This window comes from Acidovorax facilis (assembly GCF_050626955.1).
Lineage (GTDB): Bacteria > Pseudomonadota > Gammaproteobacteria > Burkholderiales > Burkholderiaceae_C > Acidovorax > Acidovorax facilis.
In genome coordinates this window covers 1,933,267-1,948,888 of record NZ_CP192460.1, presented here as the reverse complement: position 1 = coordinate 1,948,888, position 15,622 = coordinate 1,933,267, and the positions used below count along the sequence as shown (strand labels likewise).

The window sequence follows — 15,622 nt, the reverse complement described above, 5'->3', positions numbered from 1 at the left end:
AGGCTGAGTCAATCGTCGGCGCGAGCCTACAGAACCGAATGCTTCTCGCGGCGGAAGATGGATGCTCCTTGCAGCCCGCTGCGTAGGATCAAGTTCAACTTTTTGAGCCATCCAAACCTATCAGGAGATCCAGATGATTCACACCCCGAACCCCTACATGTCTTGCATCAATGCTTGCCGGTCGTGCGCGACGGCTTGCCATCAGTGTTTCGCAGAGTGCCTCAAGGAGGAGGACGTCAAGATGATGGCCCGCTGCATTGCGCTGGACGCGGACTGTGCGGCCGCTTGCAGCTTAGCTGCCGATGTGATGGCGCGCCGAAGCGAATACGCCGAGGCGATTTGTGCGCTGTGCGCGCAGATCTGCAAGGCCTGCGGCGATGAGTGCGCTAGGCACGAAGCCGAGCATTGCAAGGCATGTGCCGCCGCTTGCCACAAATGCGCTCAAGAATGTGCCGCCATGGCCCACGCAGATTGACGCTGTTCAAGGAGCCCACCATGAGATTTCTGCACCCACCCTCGAAAACCGTCTCGGCAACCGCCTTTCTTGCATGCGCGTTGGTGGTTCCCTTGTCGTTGCACGCCCAGTCTGCCCCACACGCTGGCATGAAAGGCGCTGCCATGGATCAGACGATGCCTGCAGGCAAGATGGACATTAAGTCCATGATGAAAGAGAACAACGACAAGATGGCGTCCGTGAAGACGTCAGGCAATCCCGATGTGGATTTCGCGCAAATGATGCGCATCCACCATCAAGGTGCCATCGACATGGCGCAGAGCCAATTGCGCGATGGAAAAGATCCCCAACTACTCAGCATGGCCCAGGACATTATTTCCGCGCAAAAAAAGGAAATCGCTGTGCTGGATGCGTTTCTCGTTCGCAATGGCAAGCAACCCACAGCACCCACGAAATAGTTCTCTGTACTCAGCGATCGCTGCCCTGACCCTTGGACCGCTGTCGGGGAATCAGGGCAGCGTTACTCAGACGCCGTTTGCAGTGCGCATGGGGGCTGAGCAGGCACATGATCCACGTCAAGAGGACTTGTCATCAGTTTGACATTGCCACCGTGTTAAGCCTTATTGTTTCCATACGGCTCGTCACTGTCTCGACGACCTCATATGGAGAAAACCATGAACCACGATCACAGTACAGGACAATCGGATAAGGCCAGCGCTTCAATGGGCAGAAAGAGACTGATTGGCGCAGTCGTCATGCTCGCTTTCATTGGCATGTTTTTTCTTCTCAAAGAGCACTGGTCGCATGTCGCGGGCTACTGGCCGTATCTGCTCTTGCTGGCTTGCCCCCTGATGCACCTTTTCCACGGACACGGGGGGCACGGCTCCCACAACGTCGATTCGAGCAAGAAGTAATCTTGCACGGCCAAAACACCCAGGGAGGCTATCCATGTCGAATGCGCAACCGCACGAACACGTCCATCATGACCACCAGCATCATGAAGGGCATCACACGCATGTGTCGTTGCCCACGACGGGACTAAAGGATCCTGTCTGCGGTATGGATGTGACGGAACAATCGCATCACTCGACAGAGCACGAAGGGCGTCCTTACTACTTTTGCAGCGCCAAATGCAAAGCACGCTTCATGGAAGCGCCGCAAAAGTTTCTCTCGACTCCCATCAGCGAGCGCGCGCCTCAGCCTGAGCCCGAAGCGGCGCAACCGGGCACAACCTATACCTGCCCCATGCACCCTGAGGTGCAACAGGACCATCCTGGAAATTGCCCCAAGTGCGGCATGACACTGGAGCCCATGCTGCCCACGCTGGATGAGGGAGAAAACGCCGAGCTCGTGGATTTCCGGCATCGCTTCTGGTGGACGCTGCCTCTCACTGTGGTGGTTACCGTCCTGGCCATGCTTGGGCACCGGTTGCAGTGGTTCGAGATGGTCACACAGAGCTGGATTGAACTGGTGCTGACGGTACCCATCGTCCTGTGGGCGGGCTGGCCCTTCTTCTTGCGCGGTGCGCAGTCGGTCGTGAACCGCAGTCCCAACATGTGGACGCTGATTGGTCTGGGAACGGGCGCAGCATTTGTCTATAGCGTGGTCGCGACCGTTGCGCCGGGGGTGTTTCCCGCCTCGTTCCAGGCCATGGGGCGCGTGGCGGTGTATTTCGAAGCTGCAGCGGTCATCATCTCGCTCACGCTGCTGGGTCAGATGCTGGAGCTGAAGGCGCGCTCGCAGACTTCGGCCGCCATCAAGTCGCTGCTGGGCCTGGCCCCCAAGACCGCGCGGCGTATTGACGCCAACGGTCAGGAGAGTGATGTTCCCTTGTCCCATGTCCATGTGGGAGACCTCTTGCGCGTGCGGCCTGGCGAGAAGGTTCCTGTGGATGGTGTGGTGGTCGAGGGGAGCAGCGCGGTGGACGAAGCCATGCTCACTGGCGAGCCGGTGCCCATCGTCAAAGGGCCTGGTGATGCCGTCATCGGTGCCACGCTCAATACCAACGGGGCACTGGTGATCCGGTCCGAGCGGGTGGGCTCCGCCACCATGCTGTCGCAGATCGTTCAAATGGTTGCGCAGGCACAGCGCTCACGGGCCCCCATGCAGCGCATGGCCGACCAGGTGGCGGGCTACTTCGTGATGGCTGTGGTGGGTATCGCGTTGCTCACACTCTTCGCGTGGGGCCTGTTCGGTCCGGAGCCACGCTGGGTCTACGGCCTGGTCAATGCAGTTGCGGTGCTGATCATCGCGTGCCCTTGTGCGTTGGGCCTGGCAACTCCCATGTCCATCATGGTGGCCACAGGCCGGGGGGCGACCAGCGGCGTGCTGTTCAGGGACGCGGCAGCCATCGAGAACCTGCGCAAGGTGGACACGCTGATCGTGGACAAAACAGGCACGCTCACCGAAGGCAAGCCCTCCTTCGAACGTGTAGTGGCCATGCCCGGTCTGTCCGAGGATGAGGTTCTGCGCCTGGCGGCCAGTCTGGACCAAGGCAGCGAGCATCCGCTGGCCGATGCCATTGTCCAGGCAGCTCGCGCCAAGGGGCTCGCCCTGGACAAGCCCGAGGACTTTGAGTCCGGCTCGGGCATCGGGGTGCGCGGACAGGTCGCTGGACGCCAGCTCGCCCTGGGCAACACGGTCCTCATGGAGCAGGTTGGGGTTTCAGCGAACCCGCTGCTTGCGCAGGCAGAGGCCTTGCGCGCCACAGGCGCCAGCGTGATGTACCTGGCGGCCGATGGCCAGCTTCAAGGCCTGCTGGCGGTCTCGGATGCCATCAAGGCCAGCACGCCGGAAGCGCTGGCGACCTTGCATGCGGCGGGACTGCGCATTGTCATGGCCACGGGCGACGGCATGACCACCGCCAAGGCGGTGGGGGCCAAACTGGGGATTGATGAGGTCCATGGCGAAGTCAAGCCTGCGGACAAGCTGGCCCTGGTGTCGCGGCTGCAGGCCGAAGGCCGTGTTGTCGCCATGGCGGGGGACGGGATCAACGACGCGCCCGCCCTTGCCAAGGCGGATGTGGGGATCGCGATGGGCACCGGCACCGACGTGGCGATGAACAGCGCACAGGTCACCCTGGTCAAGGGCGATCTGCGAGGGATTTCCACTGCGCGGGAATTGTCGGAGGCGACGGTGGGCAATATGAAGCAGAACCTGATGTTTGCCTTCCTCTACAACGCGCTGGGCATCCCGATCGCCGCAGGGCTGCTGTATCCCTTCACCGGATGGCTGCTGTCGCCAATGATTGCGGCCCTGGCGATGAGCCTGAGTTCTGCGTCGGTGATCACCAACGCGCTGCGGCTGCGCAAGGGCTGAGGAGGGGCCGCTTGCACGGACTTGATCTGGGTTAAGTCCGTGACTGGCATTCTGGATACCATTCGCACCATGATCGCTGTCAGGAACACCGTGTTGCGCCAAAGACGCTGGATAACCAGCGTTCTGGTCGCGGTGTTGCTTCTGATGCAGTTCGCGTTGGCGGCCTATGCCTGTCCCAAGCTGGACTCCGCAGCCCATGCGGCATCGATGCAAAAAGCGGGCATGGCCATGGAAGACTCAGTCGGCATGCCCTCCATGCCCGATTGCCACGCTATGGCGGGAACCATGGATGAGCAAGATCCTCAGCTGTGTCGAGCCCATTGTGATGGCGACAGCTTGTCCTCCCCCTCGCTACAAGGTCTCGATCTGCAGGCGCTCGCGGCTCACGCCATCTGGGTTGCTTATGTGCTGCCCGTGATCCTGGACTCAGAACGCCATATTGACCCTCGGGCTGTCTACGCAGAGCTGGACAGTCGAGCGGGCTCTCCCCCCATCTATCTGACCCATCAGGTCTTTCGGAATTGAACGTGCACGGCGTGTGCGCTGCCTTGCAGCGTGCGCGCAGGTCTGACTTCGTGCCCCTTCATTTCGAGGACTATCATGCCCAACATCTCCTTCGGCGCTCCCTGCGAGCGCCTGCCTGCGCAACTGCGCATTCATCCTCTCTCGCCGCGCATCCGTGTGCGCAACCTCAACCATCTGCGCCTTTGCGCTCTCGGATTCCTGCTGGCCGGCATCGGCCTTGCAGGCAACCAGGCCCACGCCCTGGGGTTTGCCGAAGCCTTGGATCTGGCGGAGCAGCACAGCCCTCGTATCACGGCCCAGCGGCTGCAGATTGACGCAGCCAGCAGTACCCAGAAGTCGGCGGGAACTCTGCCGGATCCAAAGCTCTCGGTCGGGGTCGAGAACTTTCCCATCAGCGGCATGGATCGCTTCAGCCTTACGCGCGAGTCCATGACCATGCAACGCCTGGCGCTGATGCAGGAGGTTCCCAACCGTGCCAAACGAGATGCGCAGATCGCCAGCGCCCAGGCCAAGGTGGAGCGCGAACGCGCCACTCTGGGGGTCCAGCGTCTGCAGATCCGCCAGGAGCTGAGCCAAGCCTGGATCATGGCCCAGGCTATCGAGCAACGTGATCAGGTACTCACCGGTCTACTGAGTGAGAACCAGCGCCTGCAGGACAGCCTGCCCGCCCGCATCGAGGGGGGGACGGCCCAAGCGGGCGATCTCCTGATGGCCAAGCAGGAGGCTCTTGCGCTGTCGGACCGCAGGGACGATCTGCAGCGGGACCGATCCAAGGCCAGGGCGATGTTGCGGCGCTGGGTTGGCGCCCGCGCCGACGAGGCGCTGCAGGGAGTTCCCGGGCCGCTGAGCCGCCCTTTGGACCAGCTTCGGTCAGAGGTACACCGCCACGCGGAACTCGCGCAGTACCCCGCCATGCAAGCCATGGCCTTGGCGGAAACGCGCGAAGCCCAGGCAGAAACCAAGGGTGATTGGTCCTGGGAAGTCGCCTACAGCCGCCGCGACCGCCGCTGGGGCGACATGGTGTCTTTCCAGGTGACCTTTGATCTTCCCTGGCAACAGGAGCGGCGTCAGGGACCCCAGATCAAGGCCAAGCAGCTGGAGCTGCAGCGCCTGGAAGCCGAGCAGGAGGACGTGACCCGCAGGCACCTACAGGAGCTGGAGGACAGCGCCTCAGAGCTGGCGGCACTGAACAGTCAGATCGAGCGGCTGCAATCGGCTGGCATCGGCTTGGCACAAGGGCGCGCCGAACTCGCGTTGGCCAACTACCAGTCTGCCAAGGGCGATTTGAGCGCCGTGCTGGCTACAAGGGCCCAGGTGCGGGAGGCGCACTGGCGACTCATTGAGCTGCAGGCACAGCGGGACACCGTGATTGCCCGCCTGAACAGCCTGATCGCGGACTGAAGGGAGAACCACATGACCAATACCGTTTTCAAGAAGACCGTTGTGGCCGTAGCACTGGTGGCTGCAGGCATCGCCCTCGGCTGGACCGTCTCCCAATGGCGCACCGCGAACAACCACGCACTGGGAGCCAGTCCCGCATCGACAGAAGCAGCAAAAGCCGACCGCAAGGTGCTGTACTGGTACGACCCGATGTCGCCGACGCAGAAGTTCGATAAGCCAGGCAAGTCCCCCTACATGGACATGGCCTTGGTACCCAAGTATGCGGATGAGGACACTCCGGAAAGCTCCGGCCTGAGCGTCTCCGCCCAGGCCGTGCAAGCCCTCGGCCTGCGCACCGCCCTGGTAGAGCAGCGAGACATTGGGTCCGATGTGGACGTGCTGGGCACGGTCCAGCTCAATGACCGGGATGTGAGCATCGTCCAGGCCCGCTCGGGCGGCTTCGTGGAACGCGTCTATGCCCGGGCCCCGGGCGACGTGGTGGCCGCAGGCGCGCCATTGGCCGATCTACTGCTGCCAGAGTGGGTGGCTGCGCAGCGCGAGTTTCTCGCGGTCCGGGCGCTCAAGGACGAGTCGCTGACGACAGCAGCGCGCCAGCGGCTGTCGCTGCTGGGCATGCCTGCCTCGCTCGTGGCCCAGGTGGAGCGCACGGGCGAACCTCAGGGCCGCTACACGGTGACCTTCCCGCAGGCCGGCATGGTGGCTGAACTGATGGTGCGCCAGGGCATGACGGTCTCTTCGGGGGGCAGTCTGGTGCGCGTAAACGGCCTGGCCAGCGTCTGGATCGAAGCGGCCGTTCCTGAAGCGCAAAGCGGTCCCTTGCAACTGGGGCAGGACGCCCAGGTCCGATTGGCCGCGTTTCCGGGCGAAACCCTCAACGCCCGGGTCGTGAGCATCCTCCCAGAGGCCAACCGGGACACCCGCACGGTGCGCGTGCGCCTGGAGCTTCCCAACCCCACCCAGCGCCTGAAGGCGGGCATGTCCGGGCAGATCGTCCTGGCCGGACGCACACAACCAGCGCTGCTGGTGCCCAGCGAAGCGGTGATCCGCACCGGCAAGAGGGCGTTGGTCTACGTGGTGGACGGTCCTGGCAAGTACCACCCCGTCCAGGTGCAACTCGGCGGGGAAATCGATGACCGCCTCGTCATTCAAGGCGGCCTCACCGCAGGACAACAGGTGGTCGCCTCGGCACAGTTCCTGATCGACTCGGAAGCCAGCCTGCGAGGCATCATGCCCGCACTGCCTCCAGGCAGCAGCGCGCAACCCATCGCTGAACAGGGTTCCTCGGCCTCTGCGGCTCCGGCGTCCAAGAGCTTTACGGTGCGAGGGGTGGTCGATGAGGTCACGCCCACCGAGCTGACCCTTACCCACGAGGCCGTGCCTGAACTGAAGTGGCCCGGCATGACCATGCCATTCAAGTTGGCAAACCCAGAACTGGCAAAAGCACTGAAACCCGAGCAGCAGGTGAAGTTCACCTTCCAGCAGCAAGGCAAGGACTTCGTGATCACTGCCGTGGAAAGGATCAAGCCATGATCGCGCGTCTGATCCGCTGGTCGGTGGCGAACCGACTCCTGGTTCTGCTGGCGACCGTGATGCTTACGGCCTGGGGCGTGTGGGGTGTGCGCAGCACCCCCGTGGACGCTCTTCCCGATCTTTCGGATGTCCAGGTCATCATCCGCACCTCCTATCCCGGCCAGGCACCGCAGATCGTGGAGAACCAGGTCACATACCCCTTGTCCACCACCATGCTGTCCGTCCCGGGCGCCAAGACGGTGCGAGGCTTTTCGTTCTTTGGCGATTCATTCGTCTACATCCTGTTTGAGGATGGCACGGACCTGTACTGGGCGCGTTCCCGGGTGCTGGAGTACATGAACCAAGTGCAGGGCCGACTACCCGCCACGGCCAAGTCGTCGTTGGGCCCAGATGCCACCGGGGTGGGCTGGATCTTCCAGTACGCCCTGGTAGATCGCACCGGCAAAAACGACCTGGCCCAGCTTCGCGCCTTGCAGGACTGGTTCCTGAAGTTCGAACTCAAGAGCTTACCCAACGTGGCCGAGGTGGCATCGGTCGGTGGCATGGTCAAGCAGTACCAGGTCGTGCTCGACCCCATCAAGCTTGCGTCCCAAGGCCTCACTCAGGGGCAGGTGCGCGAGGCCATCATGAATGCCAACCAGGAAACGGGGGGATCGGTGCTGGAACTGTCCGGCGCCGAGTACATGGTGCGCGCCAGCGGCTATCTCAAGACGCTGGACGACTTCCGCGCCATCCCGTTGGTGTCGCGCGCAGGGGTGCCTGTGCGCCTGGGGGATGTCGCCACCGTTCAGATCGGGCCGGAAATGCGGCGCGGCATCGCTGAACTCGACGGCGAGGGGGAAGTGGCTGGAGGCGTGGTCGTGCTGCGATCTGGCAAGAACGCCCAGGAAACGATCCAGGCCGTAAAGGCCAAACTCAGCGAGCTGCAAAGCAGCCTGCCCCAGGGCGTGGAGATCGTCACCACCTACGACCGCAGCGCACTCATCGAGCGGGCGATCCAGAACCTCAGCACCAAACTCGTAGAGGAGTTCATTGTGGTGGCGGTGGTCTGTGTCTTGTTCCTCTGGCACCTGCGTTCTGCGCTGGTCGCCATCATTTCTCTGCCGCTGGGGATCATGGCGGCGTTTCTGGTGATGCGCTACCAGGGCATCAACGCCAACATCATGTCCCTGGGCGGGATTGCAATCGCCGTGGGCGCCATGGTCGATGCAGCTGTGGTGATGATCGAGAACGCCCACAAGAAGCTGGAGGCCTGGCAGCACAAGCATCCCGACCGCCAACTGGTGGGGGAAGAACGCTGGAAAGTGATCACCGAAGCTGCCGAGGAGGTGGGCCCCGCGCTGTTCTTCTCGCTGCTTATCATCACGTTGTCCTTTGTGCCCGTTTTTACGCTGGAAGCACAGGAAGGCCGCTTGTTTGGACCGCTGGCGTTCACGAAGACCTACGCGATGGCCGCAGCTGCGGCACTCTCGGTCACGCTGATCCCGGTCCTCATGGGCTACTGGATCCGGGGGCGTATCCCTGACGAGCAGAAAAACCCCATCACCCGCGCGCTGATTGCCGTGTACCGACCTTGCCTTGAGTGGGTCTTGCATCGTCCCAAATCCACCCTGGTCATCGCCGTGCTGGCGCTGACGACCACGATCTGGCCCCTGTCGCGGTTGGGGGGCGAGTTCCTGCCCAGGCTGGATGAAGGCGATCTGCTGTACATGCCGTCAGCCCTGCCGGGCCTGTCGGCACAGCGAGCCACGGAGCTTCTGCAATTGAGCAACCGGATGATCAAGACGGTGCCCGAGGTCGAGCGCGTCTTCGGCAAGGCGGGCCGCGCAGAGACCGCCACCGATCCGGCCCCGCTGGAAATGTTCGAGACCACGGTGAAGCTCAAGCCCAGAGACCAATGGCGTCCAGGAATGACGCCCGAGGGCCTGATCGAAGAGTTGGACAAGGCCGTCAAGATCCCCGGCCTGTCCAACATCTGGATTCCACCCATTCGCAACCGAATCGACATGCTGGCAACCGGCATCAAGAGCCCCATCGGTGTCAAGGTGACGGGCAACGACCTGCAGGTGATCGATGGGATCGCGGCACAGGTCGAGCAGGTCGCCAAAGGCATTCCGGGAGTGGCCTCGTCACTGGCCGAGCGCCTGACAGGGGGCCGCTACGTCGATGTCCGCATCGATCGCACGGCCGCGGGGCGCTACGGGCTGAATGTGTCCGATATCCAGGCCGTGGTCTCCGGGGCCATCGGTGGAGAAAACGTCTCGGAAACGGTCGAGGGCCTGGCGCGCTTCCCCATCAACCTGCGCTACCCGCGTGAGTGGAGAGACTCGCCCGAACGGCTGGCCCAGTTGCCCATCTCCACCCCCATGGGGCAGCAAATCACGCTGGCAACGGTGGCCAGCATCTCCATCACCGATGGGCCGCCCATGCTCAAGAGTGAGAACGCCCGTCCATCGGGCTGGGTGTATGTTGATGTGCGGGGACGAGATCTGGCATCGGTGGCCAATGACCTGCGCGACGCGGTGAGCCGACAGATCAAGCTGCAGCCAGGAGTCAGCATCACGTACTCTGGCCAGTTCGAGTACCTAGAGCGGGCCAATGCTCGCCTCAAGGTGGTGGTACCAGCCACCTTGCTGATCATTTTCGTGCTTTTGTACTTGACCTTCTCGCGCATGGGTGAGGCGGGACTGATCATGGCGACGTTGCCATTCGCGTTGACCGGGGGCATCTGGTTCCTCTACCTGATGAACTACAACCTGTCCATCGCCACCGGTGTGGGCTTCATCGCCCTGGCGGGGGTCGCGGCAGAGTTCGGGGTGGTCATGCTCATCTACCTCAAGCAGGCACTCGCAGAGAGATGTCCAGACGGCAGGCAGCCCACACTGGAAGAGCTGCTGGACGCGATTCGGGAAGGTGCCGTGCTGCGCGTGCGACCCAAGGCAATGACCGTGGCTGTCATCCTGGCGGGCCTGGTGCCCATCGTGTGGAGCAGCGGGACAGGCTCGGAGGTCATGAGCCGCATCGCGGCACCCATGCTGGGCGGTATGGTGACGGCGCCGCTGCTGTCCTTGTTCGTGATTCCTGCGGCCTATGTGCTGATGCGTAAGCCAAGGAGAGTGAAAGCAGAGGCATCCGGAGGCTGAACGCTGCGTTGCGCAACCAAGTGCTCCCAATAAACCTGTCGTTTCGCGCTCGCAATCGTGCACGCTTGCATACATTTCACACGCGGTGCAAGCGTCGGGCGTGCAAAATCTGCGGGCAGACCGCCCAGAAAGAACAACAGTGGAAATTCGTAAGCGCAACAACGTTCATATGATCGACCCAATTCGCCCGGACGCCCCTTTGCTCGTCTATGCGCACGGCTTTGGGTGTAGCCAGCATATGTGGCGACATATCACTCCGGCCTTTGAAGGTAAGTGCCGCCAGGTCTTGTTCGACTACGTCGGCTGCGGCCAATCAGACTTGGCCGCCTTTGACCCCGTGAAGTACGCAAGTCTGAAAGGCTACGTGCAAGATCTGCTGGATGTATGCGACGCATTGGGCATCGAGCGCGGAGTGCATTTTGTTGGACATTCGGTCAGCGCCAGCATCGGCCTGCTGGCCTCCATCGAGCGACCTACACTTTTTGACCGCCTGATTCTGGTTGGCCCGTCGCCTTGCTACCTCAATCACGCTCCGGACTACCTTGGAGGGTTCGAGCGCCAGGATTTGGAGGGCCTATTGGACCTCATGGACCAGAACTTCATGGGCTGGTCCAGCTACCTCGCACCCATTGTGGCGGGAGCGCCGCAGGCAGACAGTCTGGGCGGAGAGTTGTCTGAGAGTTTCTGCTCAACCGATCCTACGATGGCTCGTATCTTTGCGCAGGCAACCTTCTTTGCGGATACCAGAGAGGAGCTGTCGCTCGTGACCCGGCCGAGTCTGATCCTGCAGCATGGCAACGATGCGTTGGCGCCCCATTCGGTGGGGCAATACATGCACAAGAAGCTCAGGGACAGCACGCTGGAAGTGCTGGACGTGACCGGACACTGCGCCCACATGAGTCATCCGCACCTGGTGACGGCCGCCATGCAGCGATATCTCTCCTTAGCGTGAGCGAAACCGAGAGGGCAGAACATGCTGGCGGTTGATGACATCCCTTGCGCGATGATGATCACGGACCCGGTGGGGCACATCGTGCGGATGAACGGGGAGTTCCTTGTCCTGATCGGGGGCACGGAGGCGTTTTGGCTCGGCCACTCCATGGATGAACTGTTGACACCAGCTTCTCGAATTTTCAGCCAGACCCACCTGTTTCCCACGCTGCATCACGCCAAGAGTGCGCGCGAAGTGTTCCTCCACCTGCGCGGTGTTGGCGGCGAGACTGTTCCTGTCATGGTCAATGCGGTCAGCAAGCGCCTGGACACGGGCGACCACATCGTATGGGCCTTTTTTGTGGCCCGCGAACGCAGCCGTTTCGAAGGCGAGTTGATCAAGGCCCGTGCAGAGGCCCAGGGTCTTGCCCAGCGCTTGGCCGCCAGCAATCAACAGGTTGAATTGCAGAATCGCCAGCTTTCGGAACTGAGTCTCTCTGATCCGCTTACGGGTCTTAAAAACCGCCGTGCGCTGGAATTGATCGTGCAGAAGTGGCAACGGACGGCCTCTCGACAGAGTTACGTGTCGTTGTTGATGGTGGACGTGGACTACTTCAAACGGATCAACGACGCGCATGGCCATCCCGAGGGCGACCGGGTGCTGGTGAACTTTGCTCGCCAGATACAGGCAGACGCACGTGGTTCGGACCTGGTGGTGCGATACGGTGGGGAAGAATTCGTCCTTTGGTTACCTGATGCGGACGCAGAAGCAGCTGCCAGAATTGCTGAGCGGGTGCACAAATGCGCCAGACGGGTGCGCTCATTGGCAGGGCCAGTAACGGTCAGTGTCGGGCTGGCGTGTGCAGTACACCAAACCGGAGCGGATTTCCTCGCCCGACTGCTAAAACGCTCTGATCAAGCTGTTTATAGGGCAAAGGCGCTCGGGCGCAACTGCACTGTGGTTAGTGACTGAGTCACCAAGCCTCGCGCAGCTCACCAGCGTTTGGAATAGTGATAGCTTGCCCCCGCAAAGAACGTTCGCGGTGAGACTACTTGGATGGCATGGCTGCTTGGCGGTCCACCATCATTTGCATCATCTGTTCCATCATGGCCATACGGCGCTCCATTTGAGCGTGCATGCCCATCATGCCTCCCATACCCGAGTTTCCAGAGGCTGCAGGCATGGCAGGTTTGGTCTGCGCCCCTTGCTGCATCATTCCCATCCCCATGCCACCAGAACTACCCGCGCCCATCATGGCCATGCCTGACTGCATGAGCTTCATGTGTTCCCCCATCAGCGCTGAACGTTCGGTGGGAGTCTTGGCCGCCTGCATTTTTTTGTGCATTTCCTGCATCGCCTTCATCTGACGATCAAAGGCGTCCGGTGTTGGCGGGGTGGTAGCTGCCGGGGCAGACTGGGTGGTTACGCCACCGCTCTGCGCATCACCGGGGTGGTGGCCTGCGTGTTCGTCCGCAGGTTTTGGAGATTGCGCGACGGCACAGCCCGCCACGAAAAGGGTTGTCAACAGCCCAGCGACGATATTCAGACGCATGATGGTCTCCTTGTAGGTTCAACTGCAGCATGACGACGTACGGTTCGCAGCGCCTTGATTCACATCAACAGAGGTTGTGGACCGAGACGCACAGCAGCAGCCACCGGTTGTTCGGCGAGATGCAGGACTCACCGCCGCGTCTGCTTTGTATCCAGCACGCTCAATCGCTGAGCGGACAAGCTCCACAGTGCTTTCTCCGGCTTGCGCCGGGATGCGTACCTGACGTGCAGCTGCGTCGATTTCTACTTCGATGCCCCCAGGCAGTTGGGCCTGAGCTATTGCACGACCAATGCGCTGGGCGCAAGTGCCGCACGTCATATCAGGAACATTGAAATGGACCATGTGAGCCTCCTTTGGTTGATTCACGTTTTGACTATGAACCTTGCCACGGTGTTAAGGTCAAGGTCTCACGGAATTCAATCGGCATAGAAGATCGGAAAGCAGCAAACGACCTCAGTGCTGGTGGTGTCTCTACGAGCTAGAACGCTCGCGCCTTGGGTGAACGACTGTCGAAAATCTCCATCTCAGCCGAGGGGAAGGAGACCTTTGGCGCCTTGCGCCTTGCGCCTTCCCGCCGCGTGCCTAGCGCGCAGGCGCCACCATAGCGGTGGCAATTGCCAAATGCTGGGCTGGTCCTGTACCTGCCTGAGAGAGAAAGCCCTCGGCGAACGAGAAGTTTTTAGCAGATCGAACGAGATGCGCTTGGAATGCAAGCGACTCGCTGACAAGTGCAAGGGACAAAAATTTGACCGACAACTCCAGGGTGACGACGACCTTGGAATCGTAGTGGCCCAAACCTGCAAGCACGAAGGCTGCATCAAAACCTGCGGCGATAACACCGCCATTGATTGCGGAGGTTCCTCCACCTCCCTGAAGGCCAGATTCGATTTTGGTGAAATTGATGATCGCCAAGCCTGGCTCTTTGAACGTCCCCCTAAACCCAAACCAAGCAATTTCTTTCCTGGCGTTGAATTGAGCCAATTGCTCTTCGCGCTGAGTGGAGACTAGGCGAAATGGGATGGTCGGACTATGCATGGGAAAGCAATGATGCGTTTACCGTCCAAATGTACATTGAAGGCTCGTCAAAATGTACATTCAGGATGCGTCTAACCTTGCATCCAAGACACTTGCGGCGGGGGTTTTCTCGAATGAAGATTCGATAGTTGGACCGTTGTTAAGTCCACTGTACCCCGCGAGCTGCTATGGGGTTCTGGCCGATAAGGCCACATGACAGCTGCGCAATTTTTCCCTCAGTTCGTGTTATACCTCGGGGTTGGATAAGCCCGTAGTTCCCTCGCATGCGACCAGGTTTTGCCGACAGGAGTCAGGCCAATCTTCCAGATCGTCATCGAGCGCTATCCACTGCTTGGGTTTTCTGCGCTGAGCGTCTTCTTGAACTTGCACGCCCCGGGGTGTGGTGCGGAACATGGACAGGTTCCATGGGTCCACGCCATGCACACGTCTGTGGTATGTCCCGCCAATAAACCGAGCACGCAAGGACGCTGGAAGGCGCTTAAGGGTTGCGCTGTACCCGGGGCGAATGCACCAGGTGCTACTCAGTACCAGGGCAACGGTTGGGTGGGGTTGGAGCACCGACTCCAGGATTGGAACCCATTCGAACAGCGAATGCCCTGCAGCCTCATACGGGCTCATGTAGATGCCCTTGCGTGGATGCCCGAGTGCCAGATCGTGATCACCAGCACCTGGCGCCTGGAACAGGCCTATGAGGATCTATTGGAAAGGTTCTCTCCGGACATTGCCGCCATGATCGAAGGTGTTACCCCCAGATATTGCGATCTAACGAACGTCCCGAATACGCTGGTGGGGTACGAGCGGGAGGCCGAGTGCCATGCCTGGCTTTGGGCCAACGATGTGCCACATCGCAGATGGGTGGCGGTGGATGATCGATCGTGGCTCTATCGGCCGTTCTGCAAGTCGTTGTTTTTGGTCGATGGGCGAACGGGACTCACGCAGGCCACCGGTTCACAACTGACAGCTCGTCTTCAAACCACACTTTGAAAAGACTGCCAGGAGTGCAGACCACCTAGCCTCAGAAAACACAAATCTAGGGTTAACCCGAGCATCCTAACCGGGTAATCTGCACCGAAAGTGAGATCACCCCACTTGAGATGAGTCGGCCGATGAGCTTGAAGGCGGCGTTTTTGGCCTTGAACCCCAGATGGGAAGCGATCCGACTGTAAGACGGAAAGCATCCCTCACTCCTATACAGCGCTCGGAGACTGAGCAAATGCATCGTGTCGCGGTTGGTTCGGGCCATGCTCGATATTTTAGTGAACAAACGTACACTAATCAAATTCGACTCACCAACGCGCCTTCAGGTATCCAGCAGACTTCGATCTTTCCCCAGAAGCGCCTGCGAATCAGAACTTGCGACTACCATTGGGCAGACCGCGTCAAACGAGATCACCTATGCAGATTTTTGCTTCCGGCGAAGGCCGTAAATTGAATGCTCCGGATGAGTTCTTGCCTCAGGGATCTGTAGGCAAGGTGGTGGGTCTCATTGATCTGGGGAAGAACAATGGATCCAATCATTTCGGTTGGTCTGGGGTCAAAACGGTCATTGACTTCGAGGGCGACGCTTACGTTTTGGATTTCCCAGAGCACAACCGCTTGGTAACCGACGATGGGCTCGAACTCACGCAGACAGATGCAGGGGAAGTTGGAGGCTGGTGGCCCGATTCGGGCGATATTCAGCGCTATGGACTGCGCTGGATCGAATTGACGTACTGAGCCATCCTTCGACTTGC

General features: G+C 60.7%; 16 protein-coding genes. 12 read left to right on the top strand and 4 right to left on the bottom strand.

The genetic code is table 11. The annotated features are described in order from the left end of the window. The first annotated feature begins 133 nt into the window (after positions 1-133). From ACQ4MJ_RS08770 to ACQ4MJ_RS08725, 10 genes are all read left to right on the top strand, one after another. Positions 134-475: a four-helix bundle copper-binding protein gene (locus tag ACQ4MJ_RS08770; protein ID WP_069103138.1), complete on the top strand. Its 342-nt coding sequence runs from the start codon at positions 134-136 to the stop codon at positions 473-475. A gap of 20 nt (positions 476-495) precedes the next feature. Next, positions 496-912 carry a DUF305 domain-containing protein gene (locus ACQ4MJ_RS08765; protein WP_069106281.1) on the top strand — a complete coding sequence of 139 codons (417 nt, stop codon included), beginning with the start codon at positions 496-498 and terminating at the stop codon, positions 910-912. A gap of 264 nt (positions 913-1,176) precedes the next feature. Then, positions 1,177-1,368: a DUF2933 domain-containing protein gene (locus ACQ4MJ_RS08760; protein WP_055402945.1), complete on the top strand. Its 192-nt coding sequence runs from the start codon at positions 1,177-1,179 to the stop codon at positions 1,366-1,368. A 34-nt stretch (positions 1,369-1,402) separates the two neighbouring features. Then, on the top strand, positions 1,403-3,772 hold the full coding sequence (locus ACQ4MJ_RS08755; protein ID WP_192424945.1) for a heavy metal translocating P-type ATPase: 2,370 nt from the start codon (positions 1,403-1,405) through the stop codon (positions 3,770-3,772). 39 nt (positions 3,773-3,811) lie between these two features. Continuing rightward, complete coding sequence (locus ACQ4MJ_RS08750) at positions 3,812-4,297, top strand: hypothetical protein (protein WP_231940668.1); 486 nt, start codon at positions 3,812-3,814, stop codon at positions 4,295-4,297. Between the two features lie 75 nt (positions 4,298-4,372). Beyond that, entirely contained in the window at positions 4,373-5,698 is a 1,326-nt protein-coding gene (locus ACQ4MJ_RS08745; RefSeq protein WP_192424947.1) for a TolC family protein, read from the top strand. Between the two features lie 12 nt (positions 5,699-5,710). Next, complete coding sequence (locus ACQ4MJ_RS08740) at positions 5,711-7,228, top strand: efflux RND transporter periplasmic adaptor subunit (RefSeq protein WP_192424949.1); 1,518 nt, start codon at positions 5,711-5,713, stop codon at positions 7,226-7,228. After that, positions 7,225-10,371: an efflux RND transporter permease subunit gene (locus ACQ4MJ_RS08735; RefSeq protein ID WP_121508531.1), complete on the top strand. Its 3,147-nt coding sequence runs from the start codon at positions 7,225-7,227 to the stop codon at positions 10,369-10,371. The genes ACQ4MJ_RS08740 and ACQ4MJ_RS08735 overlap by 4 nt, the downstream gene beginning before the upstream one ends. Positions 10,372-10,510: 139 nt before the next feature. Next, the gene (locus ACQ4MJ_RS08730; RefSeq protein WP_370540302.1) at positions 10,511-11,323 is read left to right on the top strand and encodes an alpha/beta fold hydrolase; all 813 of its coding nucleotides are present in this window, start codon (positions 10,511-10,513) and stop codon (positions 11,321-11,323) included. A 21-nt stretch (positions 11,324-11,344) separates the two neighbouring features. Further along, complete coding sequence (locus tag ACQ4MJ_RS08725; protein ID WP_121508533.1) at positions 11,345-12,274, top strand: sensor domain-containing diguanylate cyclase; 930 nt, start codon at positions 11,345-11,347, stop codon at positions 12,272-12,274. A gap of 76 nt (positions 12,275-12,350) precedes the next feature. Here the strand turns inward: ACQ4MJ_RS08725 and ACQ4MJ_RS08720 are convergent, their stop codons facing one another. From ACQ4MJ_RS08720 to ACQ4MJ_RS08705, 4 genes are all read right to left on the bottom strand, one after another. Further along, positions 12,351-12,854: a hypothetical protein gene (locus ACQ4MJ_RS08720; RefSeq protein WP_055400387.1), complete on the bottom strand. Its 504-nt coding sequence runs from the start codon at positions 12,852-12,854 to the stop codon at positions 12,351-12,353. A gap of 18 nt (positions 12,855-12,872) precedes the next feature. Beyond that, positions 12,873-13,196, bottom strand: a complete 324-nt coding sequence (locus ACQ4MJ_RS08715; protein WP_082437546.1) for a heavy-metal-associated domain-containing protein — start codon at positions 13,194-13,196, stop codon at positions 12,873-12,875. 240 nt (positions 13,197-13,436) lie between these two features. After that, entirely contained in the window at positions 13,437-13,889 is a 453-nt protein-coding gene (locus ACQ4MJ_RS08710; protein WP_055400385.1) for a PaaI family thioesterase, read from the bottom strand. A 225-nt stretch (positions 13,890-14,114) separates the two neighbouring features. Then, positions 14,115-14,507, bottom strand: a complete 393-nt coding sequence (locus tag ACQ4MJ_RS08705) for an HAD domain-containing protein (protein WP_225584681.1) — start codon at positions 14,505-14,507, stop codon at positions 14,115-14,117. A gap of 36 nt (positions 14,508-14,543) precedes the next feature. On the opposite strand from ACQ4MJ_RS08705, the gene ACQ4MJ_RS08700 reads away from it, so the two are divergent. Beyond that, entirely contained in the window at positions 14,544-14,873 is a 330-nt protein-coding gene (locus ACQ4MJ_RS08700) for an HAD domain-containing protein (protein ID WP_233559560.1), read from the top strand. Positions 14,874-15,284: 411 nt separating this feature from the next. Beyond that, positions 15,285-15,605 (top strand): hypothetical protein, encoded by a 321-nt coding sequence (locus ACQ4MJ_RS08695; RefSeq protein WP_192424955.1) that lies wholly within the window; start codon positions 15,285-15,287, stop codon positions 15,603-15,605. The last annotated feature ends 17 nt before the right edge of the window (positions 15,606-15,622 follow it).

What these genes read in the sequence shown, in the direction of transcription:
- ACQ4MJ_RS08770 (WP_069103138.1), top strand. Translation starts at nt 134, where the DNA reads ATGATTCACACCCCGAACCCCTACATGTCTTGCATCAATGCTTGCCGG.
- ACQ4MJ_RS08765 (WP_069106281.1), top strand. Translation starts at nt 496, where the DNA reads ATGAGATTTCTGCACCCACCCTCGAAAACCGTCTCGGCAACCGCCTTT.
- ACQ4MJ_RS08760 (WP_055402945.1), top strand. Translation starts at nt 1,177, where the DNA reads ATGGGCAGAAAGAGACTGATTGGCGCAGTCGTCATGCTCGCTTTCATT.
- ACQ4MJ_RS08755 (WP_192424945.1), top strand. Translation starts at nt 1,403, where the DNA reads ATGTCGAATGCGCAACCGCACGAACACGTCCATCATGACCACCAGCAT.
- ACQ4MJ_RS08745 (WP_192424947.1), top strand. Translation starts at nt 4,373, where the DNA reads ATGCCCAACATCTCCTTCGGCGCTCCCTGCGAGCGCCTGCCTGCGCAA.
- ACQ4MJ_RS08740 (WP_192424949.1), top strand. Translation starts at nt 5,711, where the DNA reads ATGACCAATACCGTTTTCAAGAAGACCGTTGTGGCCGTAGCACTGGTG.
- ACQ4MJ_RS08735 (WP_121508531.1), top strand. Translation starts at nt 7,225, where the DNA reads ATGATCGCGCGTCTGATCCGCTGGTCGGTGGCGAACCGACTCCTGGTT.
- ACQ4MJ_RS08725 (WP_121508533.1), top strand. Translation starts at nt 11,345, where the DNA reads ATGCTGGCGGTTGATGACATCCCTTGCGCGATGATGATCACGGACCCG.
- ACQ4MJ_RS08720 (WP_055400387.1), bottom strand. Translation starts at nt 12,854, where the DNA reads ATGCGTCTGAATATCGTCGCTGGGCTGTTGACAACCCTTTTCGTGGCG.
- ACQ4MJ_RS08715 (WP_082437546.1), bottom strand. Translation starts at nt 13,196, where the DNA reads ATGGTCCATTTCAATGTTCCTGATATGACGTGCGGCACTTGCGCCCAG.
- ACQ4MJ_RS08710 (WP_055400385.1), bottom strand. Translation starts at nt 13,889, where the DNA reads ATGCATAGTCCGACCATCCCATTTCGCCTAGTCTCCACTCAGCGCGAA.
- ACQ4MJ_RS08705 (WP_225584681.1), bottom strand. Translation starts at nt 14,507, where the DNA reads ATGAGCCCGTATGAGGCTGCAGGGCATTCGCTGTTCGAATGGGTTCCA.
- ACQ4MJ_RS08695 (WP_192424955.1), top strand. Translation starts at nt 15,285, where the DNA reads ATGCAGATTTTTGCTTCCGGCGAAGGCCGTAAATTGAATGCTCCGGAT.